Origin of the sequence: Leuconostoc fallax (genome assembly GCF_004354645.1) — a bacterium.
Classification (GTDB): domain Bacteria; phylum Bacillota; class Bacilli; order Lactobacillales; family Lactobacillaceae; genus Leuconostoc_B; species Leuconostoc_B fallax.
In genome coordinates this window covers 26,143-47,988 of record NZ_PUFI01000009.1, presented here as the reverse complement: position 1 = coordinate 47,988, position 21,846 = coordinate 26,143, and the positions used below count along the sequence as shown (strand labels likewise).

The 21,846-nt window shown below is 38.9% G+C and carries 20 protein-coding genes; 5 read left to right on the top strand and 15 right to left on the bottom strand.

Going from position 1 to position 21,846, the window contains the following annotated elements:
- Nucleotides 1-17: 17 nt before the first annotated feature.
- On the bottom strand, nt 18-242 hold the full coding sequence (locus C5L23_RS03070) for a hypothetical protein (RefSeq protein WP_010007424.1): 225 nt from the start codon (nt 240-242) through the stop codon (nt 18-20).
- Nucleotides 243-466: 224 nt separating this feature from the next.
- Between C5L23_RS03070 and rlmD the strand changes: the two genes are divergently transcribed.
- A complete protein-coding gene (gene rlmD / locus C5L23_RS03065; protein ID WP_133264273.1) occupies nt 467-1,894 on the top strand; it encodes a 23S rRNA (uracil(1939)-C(5))-methyltransferase RlmD in 1,428 nt (475 codons plus the stop codon).
- Nucleotides 1,895-1,935: 41 nt separating this feature from the next.
- Here rlmD and C5L23_RS03060 read toward each other — a convergent pair whose 3' ends face one another.
- The 4 genes from C5L23_RS03060 to C5L23_RS03045 form a co-directional block, all read right to left on the bottom strand.
- A complete protein-coding gene (locus C5L23_RS03060; RefSeq protein WP_029508625.1) occupies nt 1,936-3,225 on the bottom strand; it encodes a dicarboxylate/amino acid:cation symporter in 1,290 nt (429 codons plus the stop codon).
- Between the two features lie 276 nt (nt 3,226-3,501).
- Entirely contained in the window at nt 3,502-4,035 is a 534-nt protein-coding gene (locus C5L23_RS03055; RefSeq protein WP_133264272.1) for a GNAT family N-acetyltransferase, read from the bottom strand.
- 16 nt (nt 4,036-4,051) lie between these two features.
- Nucleotides 4,052-4,948, bottom strand: coding sequence for an NADP-dependent oxidoreductase (locus C5L23_RS03050; RefSeq protein WP_010007428.1), 897 nt, complete (start codon nt 4,946-4,948; stop codon nt 4,052-4,054).
- A gap of 60 nt (nt 4,949-5,008) precedes the next feature.
- Nucleotides 5,009-5,506 carry a hypothetical protein gene (locus C5L23_RS03045; protein ID WP_010007431.1) on the bottom strand — a complete coding sequence of 166 codons (498 nt, stop codon included), beginning with the start codon at nt 5,504-5,506 and terminating at the stop codon, nt 5,009-5,011.
- Between the two features lie 199 nt (nt 5,507-5,705).
- Between C5L23_RS03045 and C5L23_RS03040 the strand changes: the two genes are divergently transcribed.
- The 4 genes from C5L23_RS03040 (at nt 5,706) to C5L23_RS03025 (ending at nt 10,015) form a co-directional block, all read left to right on the top strand.
- Nucleotides 5,706-6,479, top strand: coding sequence for a glucose 1-dehydrogenase (locus C5L23_RS03040; protein WP_010007432.1), 774 nt, complete (start codon nt 5,706-5,708; stop codon nt 6,477-6,479).
- A 231-nt stretch (nt 6,480-6,710) separates the two neighbouring features.
- Nucleotides 6,711-7,136 (top strand): CopY/TcrY family copper transport repressor, encoded by a 426-nt coding sequence (locus tag C5L23_RS03035; RefSeq protein ID WP_133264271.1) that lies wholly within the window; start codon nt 6,711-6,713, stop codon nt 7,134-7,136.
- 1 nt (nt 7,137) lies between these two features.
- The gene (locus C5L23_RS03030) at nt 7,138-9,168 is read left to right on the top strand and encodes a copper-translocating P-type ATPase (protein ID WP_133264270.1); all 2,031 of its coding nucleotides are present in this window, start codon (nt 7,138-7,140) and stop codon (nt 9,166-9,168) included.
- A gap of 112 nt (nt 9,169-9,280) precedes the next feature.
- The gene (locus C5L23_RS03025) at nt 9,281-10,015 is read left to right on the top strand and encodes an MIP/aquaporin family protein (RefSeq protein WP_010007435.1); all 735 of its coding nucleotides are present in this window, start codon (nt 9,281-9,283) and stop codon (nt 10,013-10,015) included.
- A gap of 146 nt (nt 10,016-10,161) precedes the next feature.
- On the opposite strand, the gene C5L23_RS03020 is transcribed toward C5L23_RS03025, so the two are convergent.
- The 10 genes from C5L23_RS03020 to eno form a co-directional block, all read right to left on the bottom strand.
- On the bottom strand, nt 10,162-10,524 hold the full coding sequence (locus C5L23_RS03020; protein WP_010007437.1) for a hypothetical protein: 363 nt from the start codon (nt 10,522-10,524) through the stop codon (nt 10,162-10,164).
- Nucleotides 10,525-10,574: 50 nt separating this feature from the next.
- Entirely contained in the window at nt 10,575-11,324 is a 750-nt protein-coding gene (locus C5L23_RS03015) for a helix-turn-helix domain-containing protein (protein ID WP_010007439.1), read from the bottom strand.
- Nucleotides 11,325-11,484: 160 nt separating this feature from the next.
- Complete coding sequence (locus C5L23_RS03010; RefSeq protein ID WP_010007440.1) at nt 11,485-12,267, bottom strand: helix-turn-helix domain-containing protein; 783 nt, start codon at nt 12,265-12,267, stop codon at nt 11,485-11,487.
- A 317-nt stretch (nt 12,268-12,584) separates the two neighbouring features.
- A complete protein-coding gene (locus C5L23_RS03005) occupies nt 12,585-13,499 on the bottom strand; it encodes an RluA family pseudouridine synthase (protein ID WP_133264269.1) in 915 nt (304 codons plus the stop codon).
- 41 nt (nt 13,500-13,540) lie between these two features.
- Complete coding sequence (locus tag C5L23_RS03000; protein ID WP_010007441.1) at nt 13,541-15,052, bottom strand: peptide chain release factor 3; 1,512 nt, start codon at nt 15,050-15,052, stop codon at nt 13,541-13,543.
- A 51-nt stretch (nt 15,053-15,103) separates the two neighbouring features.
- Nucleotides 15,104-16,078: a Ppx/GppA family phosphatase gene (locus C5L23_RS02995; RefSeq protein ID WP_010007442.1), complete on the bottom strand. Its 975-nt coding sequence runs from the start codon at nt 16,076-16,078 to the stop codon at nt 15,104-15,106.
- Nucleotides 16,079-16,102: 24 nt separating this feature from the next.
- Nucleotides 16,103-18,229 carry an RNA degradosome polyphosphate kinase gene (locus C5L23_RS02990; RefSeq protein ID WP_133264268.1) on the bottom strand — a complete coding sequence of 709 codons (2,127 nt, stop codon included), beginning with the start codon at nt 18,227-18,229 and terminating at the stop codon, nt 16,103-16,105.
- Complete coding sequence (locus C5L23_RS02985; protein WP_010007446.1) at nt 18,226-19,734, bottom strand: HD domain-containing protein; 1,509 nt, start codon at nt 19,732-19,734, stop codon at nt 18,226-18,228. The genes C5L23_RS02990 and C5L23_RS02985 overlap by 4 nt, the downstream gene beginning before the upstream one ends.
- Nucleotides 19,735-19,817: 83 nt before the next feature.
- Nucleotides 19,818-20,393 carry a DNA-3-methyladenine glycosylase I gene (locus C5L23_RS02980; RefSeq protein ID WP_010007447.1) on the bottom strand — a complete coding sequence of 192 codons (576 nt, stop codon included), beginning with the start codon at nt 20,391-20,393 and terminating at the stop codon, nt 19,818-19,820.
- Between the two features lie 67 nt (nt 20,394-20,460).
- Nucleotides 20,461-21,786, bottom strand: a complete 1,326-nt coding sequence (gene eno / locus C5L23_RS02975) for a phosphopyruvate hydratase (RefSeq protein WP_010007448.1) — start codon at nt 21,784-21,786, stop codon at nt 20,461-20,463.
- Nucleotides 21,787-21,846 lie beyond the last annotated feature (60 nt).

Here is a 21,846-nt window from a genome sequence, read left to right as displayed (position 1 = left end):
AAATTGAACTCTCCTTTTTAATCATCTATATATAATCGTTCAAGTTCCCTCAATACCTCCCACATTGCTTTATGTTGTACTTTGGCTAATGCATCAAGGTCTCTTAAATTTAAGGGTGTCGCATCAGATTGTGCTTTATTAAACGATTTGTGAATTGTTGTATAGCCATACCCAGACTCCTTCGCTACACGATATATCGTTAATGAATTGTCGTCCAGATAAGCCTTAATATCAAATCTCATGTCATATTCGACCTCTTTTCTTTAATATATGCAGTAGCTGCATGGGTGCTTATTTATCAGTTCATCTGTCAGTGATGCACACCACTTCTGAACTTCTCTACATCATTATTATACCACATATGTGATATAACACAAACGTGTTATACTTTTTCAAAAAAGATTATCTCATGTTATGATAGAATGATTGTTTACATTGACTGCCTTTGTAGAAAGAAAGAGAAATAATGGAAAATAAAAAGAAGAAATCTTACCGTCCTTATTCACATAAACGCTCTACTCCAAAAGATGTACTGGTTAAAGTCGGCCAGAAGTTCCCGCTCACCATTAAAAGATTGGGTATTAACGGTGAAGGTATTGGTTATTATAAAAAGAAAATTGTTTTCGTGCCCGGCGTATTACCTAATGAAGTTGCTGTGGTTAAAGTAACCGAAGTTTCGCCAAAGTTTTTGAGTGCAAAAGTGATGAGTATCCGTGAAAAATCACCTGATCGTGTAACGCCCTTGGATGAACATGCGAATATTGTTGGTGGCTTTGAACTAGAACATATGACATACGCAGCGCAATTGGCATTCAAAAAAGACGTCATTGCACAAGCATTAGAAAAATTCCAACCGCGTGATTGGCAATCCATTAACTTGCGCGACACAATTGGTATGCAACACCCCTATGAATATCGTAATAAAGCCCAATTCCCCGTTCGTAAAATACAAGGTGAACTTAAAATGGGTATGTATGCTCGTGGTAGCCATGAACTCATTGATTTGCCAGTCGTACATACACAAGATCCGTTGACAATGACAGTAATGCGTAAAGTCCGCGATTTATTAGAAAAGCAATCCATCAGTATTTATAATGAAGAAAAGAATAAAGGGACCGTTAAAACTGTGGTTGCCCGTGCCTCACAAACCAGTGGACAAGTCCAACTGACATTTGTAACAAATACTGATGGTTTCCCCGGTGATAGTGAATTAATCCAAGCAATACAAAAAGAACTACCACAAGTCGTTGGTATTTTCCAAAATTATAATCCAGGTCGTACTAGCCTCGTTTGGGGTGATGAAACCATTAAGCTATGGGGACAGGATTATATTGAAGAAACAATACTCGGTAAAACATTCCAACTCTCTCCTAGAGCATTTATGCAGCTCAATCATACACAGATGACTGTTGCATATGAAACAGCTATTGCAGCACTTGATCTCAAGCACGCTGATAGATTGGTGGATGCCTATGCCGGTGTCGGTACAATTGGTATCACCTTAGCAGATAAAACCGGTGAAGTCCGTGGTATGGAAGTCATTCCGGAGGCCGTTGACGATGCCATGATTAACGCTCAAATTAATGGCATTGACAATGCTACTTATGAAGTGGGTACTGCCGAACAACTATTACCACAATGGCAAAAAGAAGGATGGATTGCTGATGCATTAGTCGTTGATCCACCACGTCCTGGCCTAGAACCCGCCCTTAAAAAAGAAATTTTACGTACTAAGCCAGAAAAATTCGTCTATATGTCTTGTAATCCTTCAACACTAGCACGTGATCTCGTTGAATTATCTAAAGTATATCGTGTCGATTACATTCAATCGATTGATATGTTTCCACAGACACCGCGTTGGGAGGGAATTGCCAAATTAACGAGAAAAAAATAATACAAGCAACAAAAAAGCTCACCGGACGGTGAGCTTTTTTATTATTCAGCTTTTGCTTTTTTAGTAAATGTTGCGAGATACTGTTGGTTCTTTTCCATATCGAATTCTTTTTCAGATTTACCAATAATCATGGCAGCCAAAGAGTTACCAACAACGTTGACCACTGTACGACCCATGTCTACTAGTCGATCAATACCAGCAATAAAGGTAAGCCCCTGAACAGGAACCCCAATAGATGAAACAGTTGCTAGCAATACGACGAATGATGCGCCTGGTACACCAGCCATACCCTTGGATGTAATCATTAATATCACAACTAAGGTAATTTGTTGACTAATCGACAAATGAATATTGTAAGCTTGCGCCAAGAACAGTGCAGCTAAGGATTGATAAATCGCTGAACCATCTAAATTAAACGTATATCCAGTAGGAATTACAAAGGAGACAATGCCCTTGCTAACACCAAACTTGTCCATTTTATCAATGATACGTGGTAATACTGCTTCCGAACTAGCAGTAGAAAATGCCAAAATCATTTCATCTTTAATCACTTTAAAGAGATCCCAAATATTTAAGTGATAAATTCTGGCAACTAAGCCCATCACAACAATAATGAAGAAAGCCATCGAAGCGTAAGCCAATAAAATAAAGTAACCCAAAGGCGCTAAGGATTGAAGCCCCATTTGTGCAACAGTTGCACCAATTAAGGCACAAACACCGATTGGCGCTGTATGCATCACCCAACTGGTCACTTTGAACATGACTTCAGAAACAGCACGTAAGAAATCAGTTAATATTTCGCCACGTTTACCAACTGCAGCAATACCTAAGCCGAAGAAGACTGAAAAGAAAATGACTGGAATCATATCACCTGCTGACAAAGCCTTGAAAATATTAGTTGGTATGATTTCCATAATTGTTGACCATATTCCAGTATGTGATGCCGTTTTGGCTGTTGCCATATACTGACTAATATTTTGGCTATGTAATTGATGAATATCAATATAGTGTCCCGGTTGGAAAATATTTCCCACCAGCAACCCTAATATAATCGCCACAGTCGTCATTAACTCAAAATATATGAGTGTCTTACCACCAACACGACCCAGTTGATGCATATCTCCCATATTGGCAATACCAACCGTTAAGCAGGATACCACAATTGGCAAAACAATCATTTGTATCAAGCTAATAAACATTGTCCCAATGTTTTGCATCGCAGTAATGGCCATCTGATTTTCATAGAAAACAACGCCCAATATCACGCCCAAAAATAAGCCAACTAAAATCTGCCATCCTAAACTTATCCGCCAAACGCGTCTTGGTTTCATTTGTGCTTTTTCAGCCATCCCAACCGTCCTCACATTGTCCGTTGATTTTCACATACGTTTATAATATTACCACACTTAATCGTTAAAATTAACTCTAATTCCGATAGATTAATTAAAAAACGCAGTAAACATTCTTTTAATCATGCTGAATTAAGTGTTATTCCTATATTTTTATGCTAAATGTTAACGTTTTGTTGTGTCATCTAAATGCCAATAGCACTAAAACAACGCAGAAAAAAAGGACAATAGCATGTATTGTCCTAAAAAATATGTCAATTACCGATTAATATCAACCTCAAGCTCGCTAAAAATTGGTCGGGCCATACTCAAATAATCTGCAATTGTAATATGCTCACTGCTGCGCAATACGTAAAAAACACCTGCTGGAATCGTAGCAGTATAGCCACTTTCCAAAATGCCATTCTTTTGATAAAATCTATAACGCTTTTGTCGTTGCTCATAATTATCTGCTGTTTCATCTAGATATTCACACTCTAATACAAAGCCATCTGGAAACATCGATTTAAAACATGATAACGCTTGTGCACCCAAACCCTCGCCACGTAAATTTGGATCAACTGCAAAAAACAGAATAAAGGCTTGATGCACATTCTGCGTATTGAGTTGATAAACGACTAATCCCACTGGTCGTGCGCCATCCAAAATAATCCCCAGATTAAGACCCTCGTGTTGTCGGGCCAATTGCTGTAGCGTTTCAAACTCAAAACGTTCAATTGCAGGGAACGCTTCTTCATATAATTGTTGCCAATACGCATTATATTGGGGCGTTAACGTTGCCACTTCTAACATACATACCTCTTAACGTTTATCTAAAATTCAATACTAATTTACCCACAGTATGCTTACGATCGTGGAATTCTCTTAAGTTATCTACATTAAATGGTTTAACTTCTGCTATTTTAACGATTAAATTATCATGAGCAATCGCTGATAATACAGCAGATAAACTCTTCCCACTAGATTTCAAGAAAAAACTAGATACACGAGGGTCATCATTACTGCCTAAAGTAGACACTAATTGACCTGTTGGCGATAGGATTGTCAAAGAATCCGTTAACGTCTGCCCACCAACTGTATCCAATATCTTATCAACAGTATCAATGACCTGATTAAACCGTACTGCTTTATAATCAATCACTTTCAAACTATGATCAAACTGCTTCAGAAAGTCCGCACCTTTACCACTGGCCGTAGTATAGATAGGTGTAGCACCAATCTTCTTAGCAAATTGAATTGCTGTAAATCCTACACTACCTGCACCACCATGAATCAAAATGCTTTCATTTGGCTTTAATTGCAACGCATCATAGATCGCTTGGTAGGCTGCTTGCGCACCCAATGCTGAAGCTGCCGCTTGCTCATAAGTCACATTATCAGGAATTTTAGCCAATAAAGATTGTCCTACTGGCACATATTCCGCATAACTTTTATGATGTGGATTAGCTGCCACACGATCACCAATATGAAAACCAGTGACTTCATGACCAACAGCAACAATATCTCCAGCAACAGAAGACCCACCAATCAGTGGCATCTCACTATCAGTACCCATTAACCCTGCTCTAAACTTAACATCATAAGGATCAATGGCCGTTGCATGTTGCATCACCAAGACCTGTTTGGGTTTAATCTCTGGAGTCGCTACATCCGCTTCAGTCAATACACGCACATCACCATAACCTGTCATTTGAATTGCTCGCATTATGTCGTCTCCTTTACTTTCTATTTTAAAGTAAAGTACTCCCAATTGCTTACGATACGTTTAATTCCCTTTGATTCGCTGCCAGAAGGATTTTTTATCTTCCTTTACTTTTGATTCATCATGACTTTCTTCTACCGATTCATGATCAATCACTGCATCACCATCTTTATCTTCACTCTTTTCATCGTCCATCGTCAATCTCAATTGCAGTTGCTGCGACTGATCGACCAATCGCGTTTGATTCGTTAATAGTTGTTTGAGGTATTCATTAGTGCTGCGCAGTTCGGCAATCAATTCTTCTTGTTGCTCAATCGTATTTTGCAAAACATCTGCAGATAAATCCTGTGTTTCTTCTGTTGCTACTTCTGTAATTTCATATTGTTCAGCCAAGGCAGCATAAGTTTTTTGACCATATTCGTTAACCTGCCGCTTATTTCTAACCGTTCGTGAAGAGTCATCTGACAAATCATGGTCTTTAATAAAACGATTGAGTGTTGATGAACTAATATTAAAAATTTTCATTAACTCATCTTTTGTATATTTTTCTTGTTTAGACATATTATCACCTTTATCATTGCTTTATCTCGATTATACAATGAACCACCTATCATATACCAGCGATAAATCATGAATATGACACAAAAATTCAAAATAAAATAATTAAACTAATATATGACAAGCTGATCATTTGTGAAAAGATTAGCAATAGGCATATAATGGTGGTGTTATTACAATATAAGTCATGGAGGAAAGAAAGATGACGCAGAAAGTTGCAATTATTACTGGTGGTGGACAGGGTATTGGTGAAGGTATTGCGCTCCGCCTTGCTGATGATGGTTATGCCATTATTATTAATGGTCGAACACAATCCAAGCTTGATAAGGTTGCCAAAAAGATTACGGATAAGGGTGGCAAGGCTGTTACCTTTACCGGTGATGTTTCTCAACGTCAAACCAACGAAGATTTAATTGCTCTGGCAGATAAAGAATTTGGTCGCCTAGATATATTTGTTGCTAATGCGGGTATTGATTGGGTTGATAGTATTGAAGAGACCCCTGCTGAAGAAATCGATACAATTCTGAATATCAACCTCAAATCACAAATTTGGGCTCTTCAAACTGCGCCATCTCTCATGCGTAAAAGTGGTGATGGTGGGTCAATTATTTTAGCTTCCTCAATAGCTGGTATGGAAGGTATGGAATTATTGGGTATCTATTCAGCCACAAAGTTTGCGACACGCGGTCTAGTGCAAGCCGCAGCTAAGGAACTCGCTACTGATAAAATTCGTGTCAACGCCTACAACCCTGGTATTGTATTGACGCCAATGTGGGATGACATCGATCAACGTTTTGCTGAACGTAAAAATGTACCAATCGGCGCAACACGTCAAGCCTTTATCGATGGTATTCTGTTAGGTCGTGGTGAAGAACCAGAGGACGTTGCTAAATTAGTTAGCTTCCTAGCCGGTGATCAAGCCGATTACATTACTGGCCAATCTATTGCTGTTGATGGTGGTATTAAGTTTTCATAAACCTGAAATAAAAAAGCAATCCTGTGTGATTGCTTTTTTATTTGACCCTCTTGTCCTCATTAAAATAACAAAGCATGTCATATCAAAATATTGAATGTAATGCCTTGTTTCACGTGAAACACTTGTAATCACTAATCCCATCTTCTGTAGCATCTAATGGTTGCATGACGATTTATAACAGATGTAAACAATCTAGTTGCAATAAATAGACTACAAATGTAGACTAACAATATGAACAATACAGAAAAAATGACGACAAGTGAATGGGAAGTTATGCGCATTGTCTGGACTCTAGGGCAAGCAACTAGCCGAGAAATTACTGATATTTTACAAAAAAAGCATTCTTGGCAGCCCTCAACAATCAAAACCTTGATTGCGCGTTTAGAACATAAAGGCTATCTCCAGCACAATGGCGCGGTTCGTGACCGTCACTATCAATCTACTATAACTGAAAACGTAGCGATGAAAAGTATCTTGATGGATACGCTTAATGCTATGTGCGCCATGCATATTGGTGCCACTTTGGCAGACATTATAAAAGATATCCCTTTATCACAAACAGATATTACCCATTTAGAGGTGCTCTTAGCAGACAAAAAACAGACAGCACCTCAAACCGTTGCCTGTAACTGTTTATCAATAGAAAGGAAGTGTTGAAATGGATCATCACAATATGGACCATCATAACCATATGTCCATGCAAGAGCAGCAACATACACCGTCTTCGCACAATAATCATCACCATAATAGTATGGATATGGATATGGATGACTTAACCAAACGTTTTTGGTGGTCTCTAATCTTAATGGTGCCAATTATTATTATGGCGCCATTTATGGGTCTAAGTCTCCCATTCACATGGACTTTTACAGGGAGCATATGGCTGGTTACAGTTTTAGCTACTATTTTATTTATCGTGGGTACACCGCCTTTTTTCAAAGGCGCTAAAATGGAACTTAGTCATCGCAAACCCGCAATGCTGAGCTTAATTAGTATGGCCTTAATTGTGACTTATTTTTATTCCATATACACCGTTATTGCTAATGAAATGTTCCATATGCATCCACATATGATGGATTTTTTCTGGGAATTTGCCACACTAACTGTCATCATGTTATTGGGTCATCGTATTGAAATGAGTGTCACTATGCAAGCTGGTGACGCCACGTCTAAACTACAAGCATTGTTGCCACGCATCGCGCATGTTAAACACGATGATATGGTTCATGACATGCCTTTGGCCGAAATTAAGCAAGATATGATACTGCAAGTGTTAGCTGGCGAAAGCTTTCCCACAGATGGCATTGTTTTGGAAGGACATAGTCAAGTTGATGAGTCATTAATGACTGGGGAAAGTCGTTTAATTGATAAGCAAAAAGATAGCGCCGTAGTAGGTGGTACGATTAACGGCAATGGTACCTTATTAGTCAAAGTAACGTTTATCGGTGATTATTCATTCATTGGTCGCTTGCAACAGGCACTTACTACTTCCCAAGATAACAAATCTCAAATTGAAACAGTAGCTGATCGTGTGGCTTCATGGTTATTCTGGGTAGCATTAGTTGTCGCTGTGTTGGCCGTTGTGGTCTGGTTACCAATTACTGGCCTCAGCAATGCAATTAATATTGCAGTTACCATACTCGTTATTGCTTGTCCCCATGCTTTAGGCTTGGCTGTTCCCATGGTTATTGCCCGAACTAAGTCATTAGCTGCAGCACGTGGCATTTTGATTAAAAACCGCAAAGCTTTACAAAATACTGACATGCTGCGCTATGCCTTAATGGATAAAACAGGTACCCTAACAACTGGTCAATTTACGGTAACTGCAGTGACAACTTACGACTTTGATGCGCAAAGGGCATTAGCTATTATGGCAGCTCTCGATCAACAATCAACGCATCCTCTAGCGGCATCCATCGTGGCACATGCAAAAGCAAAAAAAGCACCACAACTAATCGCCCATGATGTGAATAATATTGCTGGTATCGGTGTTAGTGGCATCATTGATCAGCAACGTTATATCCTAGCCTCATCTCGATATCTTGATGAACACCATATTGACTACTCACCAGTAGATACGACAGTTGGTAACAGCGTTTCTTACTTACTTGCTGATACAAAAGTTATTGGTGCTGTGAGTCAAGGCGACGCCATTAAAGAATCGGCTAAGGCCTTCATTGATCATTTGAAAGCACAACATCTGATACCAGTCCTTGTAACCGGTGATAATCTCAGTAGCGCGCAAAAAGTTGCGCAAGCATTAGATATTGATGACGTGCACGCCCTTGTTTCACCACAAGATAAAATCCAGTTGGTCACACAATATCAGCAAGATGGTCCTGTCATGATGATTGGCGATGGTATTAATGATGCACCTGCACTAGCTCAGGCAGATTTGAGTATCGCTATTGGTGCTGGTGCAGACGTCGCACAAGCTTCTGCTGATACTGTCTTAGTTTCCGACCATTTACCACAAATTATGAGTTTCTTAACACTTTGCCAACGCTCACATCGTAAACAAATTCAAAATCTCTGGTGGGGCGCTGGTTACAATATCTTTGCTATTCCACTAGCTGCTGGTGTTCTCGCACCAATTGGTTTTTTGTTAAATCCAATGATTGGTGCTATTTTGATGTCGGCCTCAACTATCTTGGTTGCATTAAATGCCTTAAGTTTCACAGAAAAATAGCATAAAATGTAAGAAGTGAGTGTATTATTTAACAACCGTTTAATCTACTATTGTATAATGGATTGTGTTATTAAATTTGTGCTTTGCACATTCATATAAGGAGAGTTAATTCATGCGTAAATATATCGCAGAGTTTATAGGAACTTTCATCTTGGTAGCAATTGGAACAGGAAGCGTTGTTTATTCAGCCGCTACTGCACAATCTCCTATCACTATTGGATTGTCATTCGCCGTTGCATTAGCTGTTGCTATCTATGCTTTCGGCCCAATTTCAGGTGGTCACTTTAACCCAGCCGTGTCATTATCAATGGCTATTCAAAAGCGCTTGAGTTGGATTGACTTCATCGGTTACATCTTCGCACAGTTCTTAGGTGCTATTCTTGCATCTGCTGCTATTTACGGTGGTGTTGCCCCTTACTTAAAGTCATCAACTGTGACTTCTGCACTTTCAGGTCAAAGTATGACTGTTTCACAGTTCGTTAACTTAGCTGGTTTGGGACAAACAAACTTCTCAAATGGTCAAGAATGGTATGCATTAGCCATTGAATTTGTGATTACTTTCTTGTTCGTATTGGTTGTTTCTATCTTAACTTTGCAACGCCATACACCAGCACCAATTATCATTGGTCTTTGGCTCGGTATCTTAATTATTGTTGTTATGCCAATCACTGGTGGCTCACTTAACCCTGCTCGTGCATTAGCTCCTGCATTGTTCGTACAAGGGAAGGCATTAGCTCACATTTGGGTTTACTTGATTGCTAACTTTGCTGGTGGCGCATTGGCTGCCGTTGTAACAAAGTTCTTCTTGACAAAGGAAGAAGAAACAGAAGTACAAGCTGAAGCTTAATCTGTTAATAAAAATCGTCTATGGACGATTTTTTTGTTGCTCTAAATCAGTGATTTGTCATGATCAATCATCGTGCATTTATTTTAATATAAAAAAGAGGACGCATATGCATCCTCTTTTTTACTCGAACTGTTTATTTTAATCAATTAATACGGTATTTTATAGCGGTCATCTAGTTCATACGTTAGTTTTTTAGAGACCATGTATAGTTCTTCTATATATTCCTGTGCCAAAGCATTTACAATTTTAACGATATACAAGTCCTTAATATCAGCAAATAGAGGGTCTACTTTAGCAAAAGATTTCCTAAAGTCATCTATTGAATATTCACTCACATCTTCAGTATTAACTAGTAAATTAGTTGAACTCAGTATCTTACTAAAAGTTTCCCAAGTGCCTCCCATATCACCTAAAGCTAAAGCCAAAGATACTGGGCGCCTAAAAGAGTCCCCTAGTTGGTCTGCCATCTCACTGACCGCCTGAGATAGTAACCTTACATCTTCTATCATTGTTCCCCCTAATAATATTATTCTAATTGCTTAATAATTATACAACATCATCAATGCCTAGTTATAATGCGCTTTCTCTGTAACATGCCATTATGAATCATTTGTTTATAATCGTTTTGATAATACAATAAATACTTTTTAATTTGTGCTTTTTTACGACCAGATATCTTGTCTTCCGAACTCAAAAAATGACCTTCTTGATCTACGATAACTTTAGCACTAAAGGTTATATCAGAGTCATTACTTTCCGATAGAATCACTTCAAAAGTGTCCCGTCCATGAACATCAACGGTTAACTTTCCTTTTTTAACAATAACATCAATCTTTTGCTCAGATAATGGAAAACCAATGAACCCCGCTGGTAAAATATAAGTCCAATACTTTGTCCCATTTTGATATAATTCATAGGCATTACCGCCTGAAGCAGGATTCGTATCTAATTTCCAACCATTGGATTGGAGATTCGCACGATAGATCGTTTCATCATGCTTTAACTTCTGATTATACCCAATATACGATACAACAATTATACTTAATATAACGAATGCAATTTTATATAATTTAAAATGTTTCGCTTTTTTACTTGTTTCCCTGACCATTATACTATCCTCTCTCAATAACTTATCAAGAGATATTTCAAAAAGATCACTAATAGCTACAATAGTCTCTAAGTCTGGATAATTGCGTCCAACTTCCCAACTTGAAACAGTGGAGCGTGATACATTTAAAAAATGAGCTAACTGTTCTTGGGTCCAAGATTTATATAAACGCTGTTCTTTAATTCTATCACCAATGTTCAACTGAAATACCTCTACCATCTATTATGAAGACAATTATCTAGTAAAACGAGCTATCAATTATACCATGGCTATAAAATCGTGATACGTAGCGTATCATGTCTCCAAAAATCATGTCAAATCAACGAACTAATAGTCATTTAAAGCATATATCTTATCTTTATCATTCAACTACCATTTCTTGGATCGCCTGGGAAAAATGTACGGTATTTTTTAGTGTTTGTTTTAATGCTTCTTCTGATGAGGTATTTACACTCAGATTATCATGTTTTTTAGAATAAGTGAGTTGATTAATCGCTGCAACATTACTTTTCGACACCGTATTGACCGCTTCTCCCGGCACAATTCTAGCTATTTTAACGTAACTCCCCTTGTGATATGCCATAACATATGGTTCCTTTAATCCTGGATTCAAACCGGTTGTCACTGTTAATTTCGACCATGATGTACCCATCTCATTATCAGAAAACCATCGTGTCCAATAACCTCTATTGATACGATTACGAGGATTAATAACATCATCATTTGGTAACTTCGTATAGCCGACTTGGTACTGCAAAAACGGATTAAAGCGATCAATTTGACTAATACCATTATGATAGCCTATCGCTAGTGTTATAGCCCAAATGGCTACTAAGCTTAATATGACACCCAAGAAAAGCGATATTCGCTTATATTTATGCTTTAATAAAATATCTGTGTCAATAGTGGTTGCAATGTTAACTTCTTTGTTGTCTGCCATAGTTGGTTTCTCTCCAAAAATAATTTGTTCGAAAGATACGTTGAATAAAAGACTTAAACTCCGCAAAACTTCTAAACTAGGATAGTTCTTTCCTGTCTCCCAAGTAGAAACTGTTTGACGGCTAACATGAATACTCTCTGCTAGCTCTTGTTGTGTTAGCCCCTTTTCTAGTCGCATACGTTTAATATCTTGTTCAAAGCCCATATCTTTCCACCCTACTTTATCTGAAGTCCCTCATCCATACTAGCAATCAGTAATAGCGTTTGTCACGCAAATAAAACTAGCGTATTTTTCATTATGGTGTTGCTTTCTTGATAGTAAGCGCATTATCTAATGACGTTTTGTGTTTTTACACTACATCGTGATGATTTATCATGATTAATCAATAATCAATACATGCGCAATCTTAATTGCTCAAAAAAAGTGGTGAATGTCATTCACCACTTCACCATTAGGCTATTAGTTTTATATTACTGTCTTTTAAACTCGTACATATAAATAAAAACACCACATTATTTACTTCATAATTTCAGTTGATTAGGAAAGTCTTTAGGTAAAGTCCCCGTTACAAAATGAGTTTGCCGGCTAAATGGCATAATCATACCAATGCTCATAGCGTGTAATAACATCCGAGGATAGACATTTTCGTCACCATATAAGCTATCCCCAACAATTGGATGTCCATGGAACGCGAGATGAACTCGAATTTGATGCATACGACCTGTATCTAGTTTCAACCGCAATAGTGTATTTTGATAAACGGCGTGCACACGATACCAGTTCGTAATCGCTGGTTGCGCTGCCAGCCCATTGACAGCCCGTTTACGCTCATCTCTTTCATCTATACCAATTGGTTCATTCATCATACCTGATCGAGCTGGTACACTTCCCGTCACCCAAGCTAAATATGTTCGTTGAATTTTTTTGTCGGCTAATAAGCGGTTCATAATAGGTACAACAACTGGATTTTTCGCCACGATAACTAGCCCGGATGTTTCACGATCCAAACGATGAATCATATAAGGTCTAGCTACCGTACCCGCGCTTGTTGTTTGCTGCACTTTAAAATATCCTGCAAGATAATGCAATAATGTATCTTGTTCAGTAGGTGAATGCGGATGCATCTTCATTCCAGCAGGTTTATCCACAATGACTAAATCATCATTCTCAAAAATAATGGGCACGGTACATGCTGTATTGGGCTGATACTGTGAATCTGATGTTCGAAAAAAGTCCGCCAAAAAATCAATTTTCAAGTCGTCGTCCTGCTTTAATAAGTAATTAGTTGGAACATACTGGCCGTTAACTTGATAAGTCCGATGAATACGTAAAGCACCCCGAATGCGTTGTGGTAGATACCATGCTTCCCACAATTCTTTAATTGTTTTACCGGCTTCCACCGCATCGATTTTAAAGTGATATGTCCACATTGTCATACATCTCCACATAAAAAAAGCCCGTAACTGATACGTGCTTTTTACATCTTTTCTTCTAATTCAACATCAGGATATTTATCCATAAACCAATTCATCGCAAACTTATTTTCAAAGAGGAAGACTGGATTATCAAAGCGGTCCTTTACCAATAAATTACGTGTTGAACTCATTTTCTCATCTAATTGATTTGGATCAATCCAACGTGCTACCTTACTACCCATTGGTTCAAACTGAATCTCGGTATTATATTCGTTTTCCATTCTGAATTGGAAGACTTCAAACTGCAATTGCCCTACAGCACCAATAATATAGTCACTACCCAACCAAGACTTATACAATTGAATCGTTCCTTCTTGCACAAGCTGGTCAATCCCTTTATGATATGATTTTTGTTTCATCACATCCTTGGCAATGACCCGATTAAATAATTCAGGCGTAAAAGTAGGTAATTCAGGGAATTGAACTGCTTTTTTACCTGAGAAAATTGTATCCCCAATTTGGAAATTACCAGTATCGTAAAGGCCAATAATATCACCAGGTACGGCTGTTTGCACGTTTTCACGTTCCTCGGCCATGAACTGTGTCACATTAGACAAGCGCATTTTTTTACCATTGCGTTGCAACGTCACATCCATGCCACGATTAAACTCACCACTGACAATACGAACAAAAGCAATACGATCACGGTGCCTTGGATCCATGTTGGCTTGAATTTTGAAGACAAAGCCAGTAAACTGTTCATCCTCTGGCTGCACTTCACGGTCATCTACTGTCTTAGCAGCAGCCGGTGAAGGGGCATAATTCAAATATTCACGCAAAAATTCGGTAACCCCAAAGTTCACCAATGCTGATCCGAAGAATACGGGTGTTAACTTGCCCTTCGCAATAGCTTCTTGGTCAAAGTCATTCCCCGCATCTTGCAATAATTCCACTTCGTCCATCGTCTCATCAACAACTTCTGGATGAGGCGTTGCATTCGGAAAATCGATTAGTTCTTGGCGACGCAAATCATAAATGCCTTGTAATATATGACCTGAACCTACTGGCCAATTCATTGGATAAGCTTGAATACCCAAGGTACTCTCTAGCTCGTCAACCAAGTCCAATGGATGACGTGCATCACGATCAATCTTGTTAAAGAATGTGAAAACTGGGATACCACGCTGTGAAACAATTTCAAATAGCTTTTTTGTCTGTGGCTCAATACCCTTTGCGGCATCGACAACCATAACAACTGAATCAACTGCCATCAATGTTCGATAAGTATCTTCAGAGAAATCTTCGTGTCCAGGTGTATCCAAAATATTAATGCGCTTACCTTCATAATCGAACTGTAAGACAGAGGAAGTTACTGAAATACCACGCTGTTGTTCAATGGCCATCCAGTCAGAAGAAGCTAACTTGTTTGAGCCACGGCCCTTAACTGTTCCAGCTTCGCGAATCACACCACCATGCAAAAGTAATTGTTCTGTTAATGTTGTTTTACCGGCATCAGGATGAGAAATAATCGCAAAAGTACGCCGATCTTTTAGTTGTTCTTGAAAGTTTTCCATAATCAATAGTTTACCTTAAAAACGTTGGTAACACTAGCCCTCGTGCCATAATTATTCATCAACATCGACCGTCATGGCCGCTGGTTCTGGTGAGACAACTTGATGTCCAGTTTGTTGTTGAATGGTTTCAAATAAAATACCTTCACGCAAGCCACTTTGTGAGAAGATAACCTGTTGACTTACCAGTCGTAACGATAGCTCAATCAATGGTAAAAGACCGCCAACAATGATATCTGCACGTTCTTTAGCTAATCCCGGTACTTGTTTACGCGCTTCCAACCCTTTACTGAGAATGCTGTGATAAATCTTTGTCGCGTCTTGACTACTCAAATGATAACCATGAATTGGCAAGTCGATATCTTGACCTTGCCGCCGAGATATCTTGGCAAGGGTTCGATTACTACCGCCCAATGCAATGATGGGCAGTCGTTTAGCATCGGCTAGCCATGACACATCGTTGAATAGTTGGCGCAATGCCAATGATGCTTGAAACAATCCAGCAGCAGAGATTATGTCCTTTTCTAAGTAGGCCTCACTAATAGATACAGCGCCCACTGGTAAGCTGATGACATGGGCTGCTTGGTTCTGACGAACTAATACTAATTCAGCTGATGCACCACCCGTATCTAGAATCAATGCATTCGGCACCTGCAACGTATTCACAATACCCACATAATCATAATAAGCTTCTTCCTCGCCTGTCAGTACCCGCAAGTCCATTTCAAGTTCTTCTTTAAAGCATGATAAGAACTCAGCCTGATTACTAGCTTGCCTTACTGCAGCTGTCGCAACTGCTACGACCTGTGCCTTTGGGTAATCCTTTAATGTCATTTTAAAGGATTTTAAAGCTTTCATCGTTCGAGCTATTGCTTCGGGCTGTAAGATCTTATGCGTTCCCATTTTTTTGGATAAGCGTACCATTTCTTGACGACGTGCCAAAACACGATACGAACCATCTTGATGATATTCGCTAACTGTCATTCTAACAGAGTTGGAGCCTAAATCAATTATTGCTATTATTGCCATATTATACCTTTCAGATGACTAAATTTATTGCGTAAATGGATTATTTAGTGGTTCAAATTTGGGTATTGTTTTTTGTTTTTGCTCATGGCGCACACGTTCTACCTGCACTTCGGCTTGTTGAATAAAGGCCTGTTGTGCATTAACAGTTGCAACGCCACGACGGTCTCTTTTGGCATAAGTGCCATCCGTTTGTGCAACGCGGGTTTTGACATTATCTTCCCACATCGTATTAAAAATATTGAGTGCTTCGTCACGTAAAGTTGCCTGTTTAATGGGAAATAACAACTCTACACGGCGATCAAGATTACGCGTCATCAGATCAGCACTGGATAGATAGATTTGTGGATTACCATTATTATGAAAACCATAAATACGACTATGTTCCAAGAATCTGCCAACAATAGAATGTACTTCGATATTTTCGCTAATACCTGGAATGCCAACTTTTAACATGTTAATACCGCGAATAATAAGACGAATTTTAACACCAGCTTGGCTAGCACGATATAGATGACGAATCATGCGCTCATCAGACAAAGAATTAAATTTCATAAAGATTTCAGCTGGGTTACCTGCTTGCGCATTTTTAATTTCATCATCGATTTTACGATAAATATACTCACGAATACCATCTGGTGACATATGCAATTGATGGAAATATTCAAGATCTGAATAGCCAGTCAAAATATTAAAAATGGCGGCCACGTCAGCTCCTATTTCACTATCAGATGTCAAAATTCCCATGTCCGTATAGAAATTGGCCGTGACATCATTATAATTCCCTGTTCCCAAATGAACGTAGCGACGAATAGTATCGTCTTCACGACGTACAACCAAGGCAGCTTTGGCATGTGTTTTGAGACCACGAAGACCATAAATCACATGAACGCCACGCTTTTCAAGTTCACGGGCCCAATGCACATTATTTTCTTCATCAAAACGCGCTTTAATCTCTACTAACACCGTCACTTGCTTGCCTTGCTCGGCAGCATAGCCCAACGCCTTAATAATAGGTGAGTTTCCTGAAACACGATACAATGTCATTTTAATCGCTAAAACCTGCGTGTCTAATGACGCCTGTCGGATGAAATCAACAACTGACTTAAATGTATCATATGGGTGATGTAATAGATAATCATGCACATGTAGATTTTCAAATATATGTTCCGCATCTAATCCAGGATTTTCATAAGCTTGAAACGGCTTATATTCTAATTCTGGTTCATCTATTAACTTAAGCCAGCTCTTAATGAATGATAAATCAATCGGACCGTTAACATCATAAACGCGTGATTCATCAATGCTTAATGGATTCAAAATTTGTTTTCTGAGATGTTTACTAGCCCGCGAACTAAACATCACACGAATCACTTGACCGCGTTCACGTTCTTGGAGCTTAGTTTGTACCTCTTGCAAGATATTTGGTGTATCTTCGTCATCGGCGACGTCTAACTCCATATCACGCAAAACATGAAAAACAGCCGTTTCTTTTACGATAAAGCCAGGGAATAATGAGGCAATGAAATGTTGAATAATATCTTCAACTAAAATACTTTGTCCCGCTTGCGGTAATTTAATAACACGCCCGGACGTATTAGGCACTTGTAACACGGCAAATTTTTTATCATCATTATTATCATTTTGCTGTTTTAAACGTACCGCAATATTCAATGTGTCGTTAGCCAAAAAGGGAAATGGTCGCGTGCCATCAATTGCCATCGGCGTTAGAACCGGTAATAATTCTTTTTCAAAAAAGCGTTGTGCAAAGGCAATTTGATCCGGCGCTAACGCTTCTGGCTTTACCAAAGTATACCCTGCTCGTTCCATTGCCGGTAGAATGCTACGTGCCAGCGTTTGATATTGATTTTTTACTTGTTTCCCAGCTAAGGCACTAATTTGTGTTAGTTGTTCGAGCGGTGTCATCCCCGCTGCATCTAACTTAGTATGTCCCAACTTCACTTGTTGACGCAAACTGGCAACACGTACCATGTACCACTCGTCTAGGTTACTTTGCGTAATAGCCAAAAACTTGGCACGTTCGAGCAATGGATTCTGTAAATCACGGGCTTCTTCCAAAACACGATCATTGAATTTTAGCCAGCTTACCTCACGATTAACGTAATATTGTGGATTTTTTAGTTCATTTGTCATGAGAAATGTTGCCTCCGTTGCTTCAATTTAACCGCACGACCAAACACAGACTCAAAAAAGCGCGCTTTTTGATTAAACACTAGGATTTCTAACTGCAAATCTTGTTCACTACTAGCCACAACGACAATATTTTGATCTTTTAATGAGATACTTAATTTCGTTATTTTTTGCCGACGACTATCATCTAATGCATCAGCTAATCTGAGTAATGCTGATAATTTAGCAATGCGAATACGCTGAACCGGTGAAAATTCTTGTACCTCTTGTAAATTACTATCTGGCACTTCTGCACTATGATAACGCGCAATGGCAGCAATCATGCGTTGTTCAGTGGTTGATAAGCCATAAAAATCAATGCCCTTCAAAATTTCTTCTGAATATTGATAGTGGCGCTGAGAATTGATAAAGCTCCCCACATCATGGACGAGCGCGGCAACACCCAACAATAAACGGTCTCTATTTTCTAAACGATGCACTCTTTTTAACCGATCAAATAGTTGCCATGCAAAATCCAAAACAACATCACGATGTTGTCGTTCCACCAAATAACGATCTGAAATACCACGAGCAGCTGTCATGATATCTTTTTCACCATTTTGATGGCGGGATAAGTTTGCTACGATACCGTCTAATACATTAAGGCGCACGATATAAATTTGCTTGGCACCAATTGCCTGACGCACATGTTCGACTAAAAGCATCTCTGTTAGTGCAAAGGGTACTTGGCTCACTTCAATATGATAGCTATCACTCACAGCTTGATCAGACATGAGATTAAAATCATGCAATAACGTATCAAGATGTTGCTGATTCAAAAATGTACTGCTGGCTTGATCCGACAGCAATATTTTCTGTAACATTTCGCTACCTTGAATAATCAGCGTTTCACTTTTCTGATGCTCAGGCAACATATGCCAGAAATCAGCCATTTTACTACTAATGTATTCATTTGTGAACGCCATTTGATCAACTGTCTCTACAGCTAATTGGTTAATCGTTTGAGCTAAACGAATTGGCCCTATCGCTGAATGTTGATTAAAGCGAAATTGTTGTGCTTCATAATAACCCAAGTCTAGTCTGTCGGATGTCATCCCCATAACAAACACATTTTGTGCCAACATATCATTGATATTATCACCGTTAGCGCGCATTGCAATTTGTCGGTAATAACTCTCTTGATTCGCATTTAACCATTTTAACCGTAAGCCTGTCTCACTTTCGATCTGATCCACTAGATAAACAGCATTGACAATACGACTCAAACGCTCAGTACCAAACAAATAAACCTCGATTACGCCATAATCACGTAAAAGTTGGTTAAAACGTTGCAGCTGTTCTAATGTACGTTGTACCAAATCAGGCGAAAATTTCTGTTTACTTTTCCTCAGGTCAACTTCTGTAAGGTTACGTTTCACAGCTTCAATTATTTTGCCACTTTGATTAGAGATTTGTAACTCCGCCATGTTACTACTTAATAAGATATTGCCAATAAAATGTTTTACCATTGCCGCTCCCTCTGACACTAGTATGCAATAAACGTGTATTTTAAATTAATCTTACCATATCCTAAAGGGCTTTATAACAACATTTATGCATTATCTGGATTGAAGTCGCACCCCACTTCATGATCATTAATAATACCAATACTCTGTAAAAACGCATATATCGTAACCGGTCCCGTAAATTTAAAGCCACGTTTTTTCATATCTTTAGCAACACGTTCTGAGAGTGCATCTTTAGCCGCTATTGCGTTATAATCGGTAACCTGATGGTTTACCACTGATCCTTGCGTAAAATGCCAAATATAGTTCGAGAAGCTACCAAATGTCTCTTGAATGCTTTGAATACATGTGGCATTGTGAACTGTTGCTTCGATTTTCATACGATTACGGATAATACCAGTATCTTGTAACAAAAGTTCAACTTCATCTGCTGTCATGTCCGCAACACGACCAATGTCGAATTGATGAAAGGCCTGTCGCAAGTTTAGACGTTTATGTAAGACAATCCGCCAATTTAAACCAGCCTGAAAAATTTCTAAACTCAACATTTCAAATAAGTCTTGATCTGTTTCATCTTGAGGATTCCCCCATTCTTCATCATGATATTGCGTCATTAATGCATCAACTGGATAATGTGACAGCCATGAACACCTTTGTACCATTTTTACGCTCACTCCTTATCATATGTACTAAAAAATCGCCCCGAAGGACGATTCTTTATTGTCATGATTACTTGCTTTGAATATTTTCGCGAGCTTGTGCTGATAAGTTATAGAATGAATGAATACCCTTATACTTAGCAACGTCACCCAACAATTCTTCAATGCGAATCAATTGGTTATACTTAGCAATACGATCTGTACGGCTCATTGAACCTGTCTTGATTTGACCAGCGTTTGTAGCCACAACCAAGTCAGAAATTGTTGTATCTTCAGTTTCACCTGAACGATGTGAAACAATCGCTGTATAACCAGCTTCCTTGGCCATTTCGATAGCGTCAAGTGTTTCTGACAAAGTACCGATTTGGTTAACCTTAATCAAGATTGAGTTAGCTGCGCCCATCTTAATACCCTTAGCCAAGTAGTCTGTGTTAGTAACAAAGAAGTCGTCACCAACCAATTGAACCTTCTTGCCTAATTCAGCAGTAATTTGTGCCCAATCATCCCAGTTGTTTTCATCGATAGGATCTTCAATTGAAATGATAGGATACTTGTCTGCCAAGTTTTCAAGGTACTTGATGAATTCTGATGTTGTAAATTCTTCTTCTGTTGACCAACGTAGCACATACTTTGACTTGTCAGCATCCCACAATTCTGAAGAAGCAACGTCAACAGCAATAGCAATATCTTGACCTGGCTTGTAACCAGCAGCTTCGATGGCACGAATCAAGTATTCCAAAGGTTCTTCGTTGTTAGCAAAGTCAGGTGCGAATCCACCTTCATCACCAACTGAAGTTGCCTTACCGTCAGCTTCCAACAACTTCTTCAAAGCGTGGAAAGTTTCTGAACCATAACGGATAGCTTCCTTGATTGAAGGTGCACCAACTGGCATGATCATGAATTCTTGGAAATCAACCTTGTTAGCTGAGTGAGCACCACCGTTGATAACGTTCATCATTGGTGTTGGCAATACGTATGAATTCATACCACCAATGTATGAGAACAAAGGCACACCTAATTCATCGGCTGCAGCACGTGCTGCGGCAATTGAGACAGCCAAAATAGCGTTGGCACCTAACTTACCTTTGTTTTCAGTACCATCCAAGTCGATCATAGCTTGGTCAATTGCACGTTGGTCTGTAACGTCATAGTTACCAACCAAAGCCTTTGCGATAACATCGTTAACATTGGCAACGGCCTTTGTTGTACCCTTACCACCAAAGCGTGCTTTGTCACCATCGCGTAATTCGACAGCTTCGTGTTCACCAGTTGAGGCACCTGAAGGTACCATACCGCGACCAAATCCGCCTAATTCAGTAATGACTTCTGCTTCAAGTGTTGGGTTACCACGTGAGTCCAAGACTTCACGTGCGATAATATCAGTGATTAAAGACATGTGTCCATTCTCCTTTTGTTTGCTGGTTTTAATGTTTAATACCATGTACATTATATCACT

What these genes read in the sequence shown, in the direction of transcription:
- C5L23_RS02990 (WP_133264268.1), bottom strand. Translation starts at nt 18,229, where the DNA reads ATGACAAATGAACTAAAAAATCCACAATATTACGTTAATCGTGAGGTA.
- C5L23_RS03025 (WP_010007435.1), top strand. Translation starts at nt 9,281, where the DNA reads ATGCGTAAATATATCGCAGAGTTTATAGGAACTTTCATCTTGGTAGCA.
- C5L23_RS03040 (WP_010007432.1), top strand. Translation starts at nt 5,706, where the DNA reads ATGACGCAGAAAGTTGCAATTATTACTGGTGGTGGACAGGGTATTGGT.
- C5L23_RS03000 (WP_010007441.1), bottom strand. Translation starts at nt 15,052, where the DNA reads ATGGAAAACTTTCAAGAACAACTAAAAGATCGGCGTACTTTTGCGATT.
- C5L23_RS02985 (WP_010007446.1), bottom strand. Translation starts at nt 19,734, where the DNA reads ATGGTAAAACATTTTATTGGCAATATCTTATTAAGTAGTAACATGGCG.
- C5L23_RS03035 (WP_133264271.1), top strand. Translation starts at nt 6,711, where the DNA reads ATGAACAATACAGAAAAAATGACGACAAGTGAATGGGAAGTTATGCGC.
- C5L23_RS02995 (WP_010007442.1), bottom strand. Translation starts at nt 16,078, where the DNA reads ATGGCAATAATAGCAATAATTGATTTAGGCTCCAACTCTGTTAGAATG.
- C5L23_RS03070 (WP_010007424.1), bottom strand. Translation starts at nt 242, where the DNA reads ATGAGATTTGATATTAAGGCTTATCTGGACGACAATTCATTAACGATA.
- C5L23_RS03005 (WP_133264269.1), bottom strand. Translation starts at nt 13,499, where the DNA reads ATGACAATGTGGACATATCACTTTAAAATCGATGCGGTGGAAGCCGGT.
- C5L23_RS03010 (WP_010007440.1), bottom strand. Translation starts at nt 12,267, where the DNA reads ATGGGCTTTGAACAAGATATTAAACGTATGCGACTAGAAAAGGGGCTA.
- C5L23_RS02980 (WP_010007447.1), bottom strand. Translation starts at nt 20,393, where the DNA reads ATGGTACAAAGGTGTTCATGGCTGTCACATTATCCAGTTGATGCATTA.
- eno (WP_010007448.1), bottom strand. Translation starts at nt 21,786, where the DNA reads ATGTCTTTAATCACTGATATTATCGCACGTGAAGTCTTGGACTCACGT.
- C5L23_RS03055 (WP_133264272.1), bottom strand. Translation starts at nt 4,035, where the DNA reads ATGTTAGAAGTGGCAACGTTAACGCCCCAATATAATGCGTATTGGCAA.
- C5L23_RS03060 (WP_029508625.1), bottom strand. Translation starts at nt 3,225, where the DNA reads ATGAAACCAAGACGCGTTTGGCGGATAAGTTTAGGATGGCAGATTTTA.
- C5L23_RS03030 (WP_133264270.1), top strand. Translation starts at nt 7,138, where the DNA reads ATGGATCATCACAATATGGACCATCATAACCATATGTCCATGCAAGAG.
- C5L23_RS03020 (WP_010007437.1), bottom strand. Translation starts at nt 10,524, where the DNA reads ATGATAGAAGATGTAAGGTTACTATCTCAGGCGGTCAGTGAGATGGCA.
- C5L23_RS03045 (WP_010007431.1), bottom strand. Translation starts at nt 5,506, where the DNA reads ATGTCTAAACAAGAAAAATATACAAAAGATGAGTTAATGAAAATTTTT.
- rlmD (WP_133264273.1), top strand. Translation starts at nt 467, where the DNA reads ATGGAAAATAAAAAGAAGAAATCTTACCGTCCTTATTCACATAAACGC.
- C5L23_RS03050 (WP_010007428.1), bottom strand. Translation starts at nt 4,948, where the DNA reads ATGCGAGCAATTCAAATGACAGGTTATGGTGATGTGCGTGTATTGACT.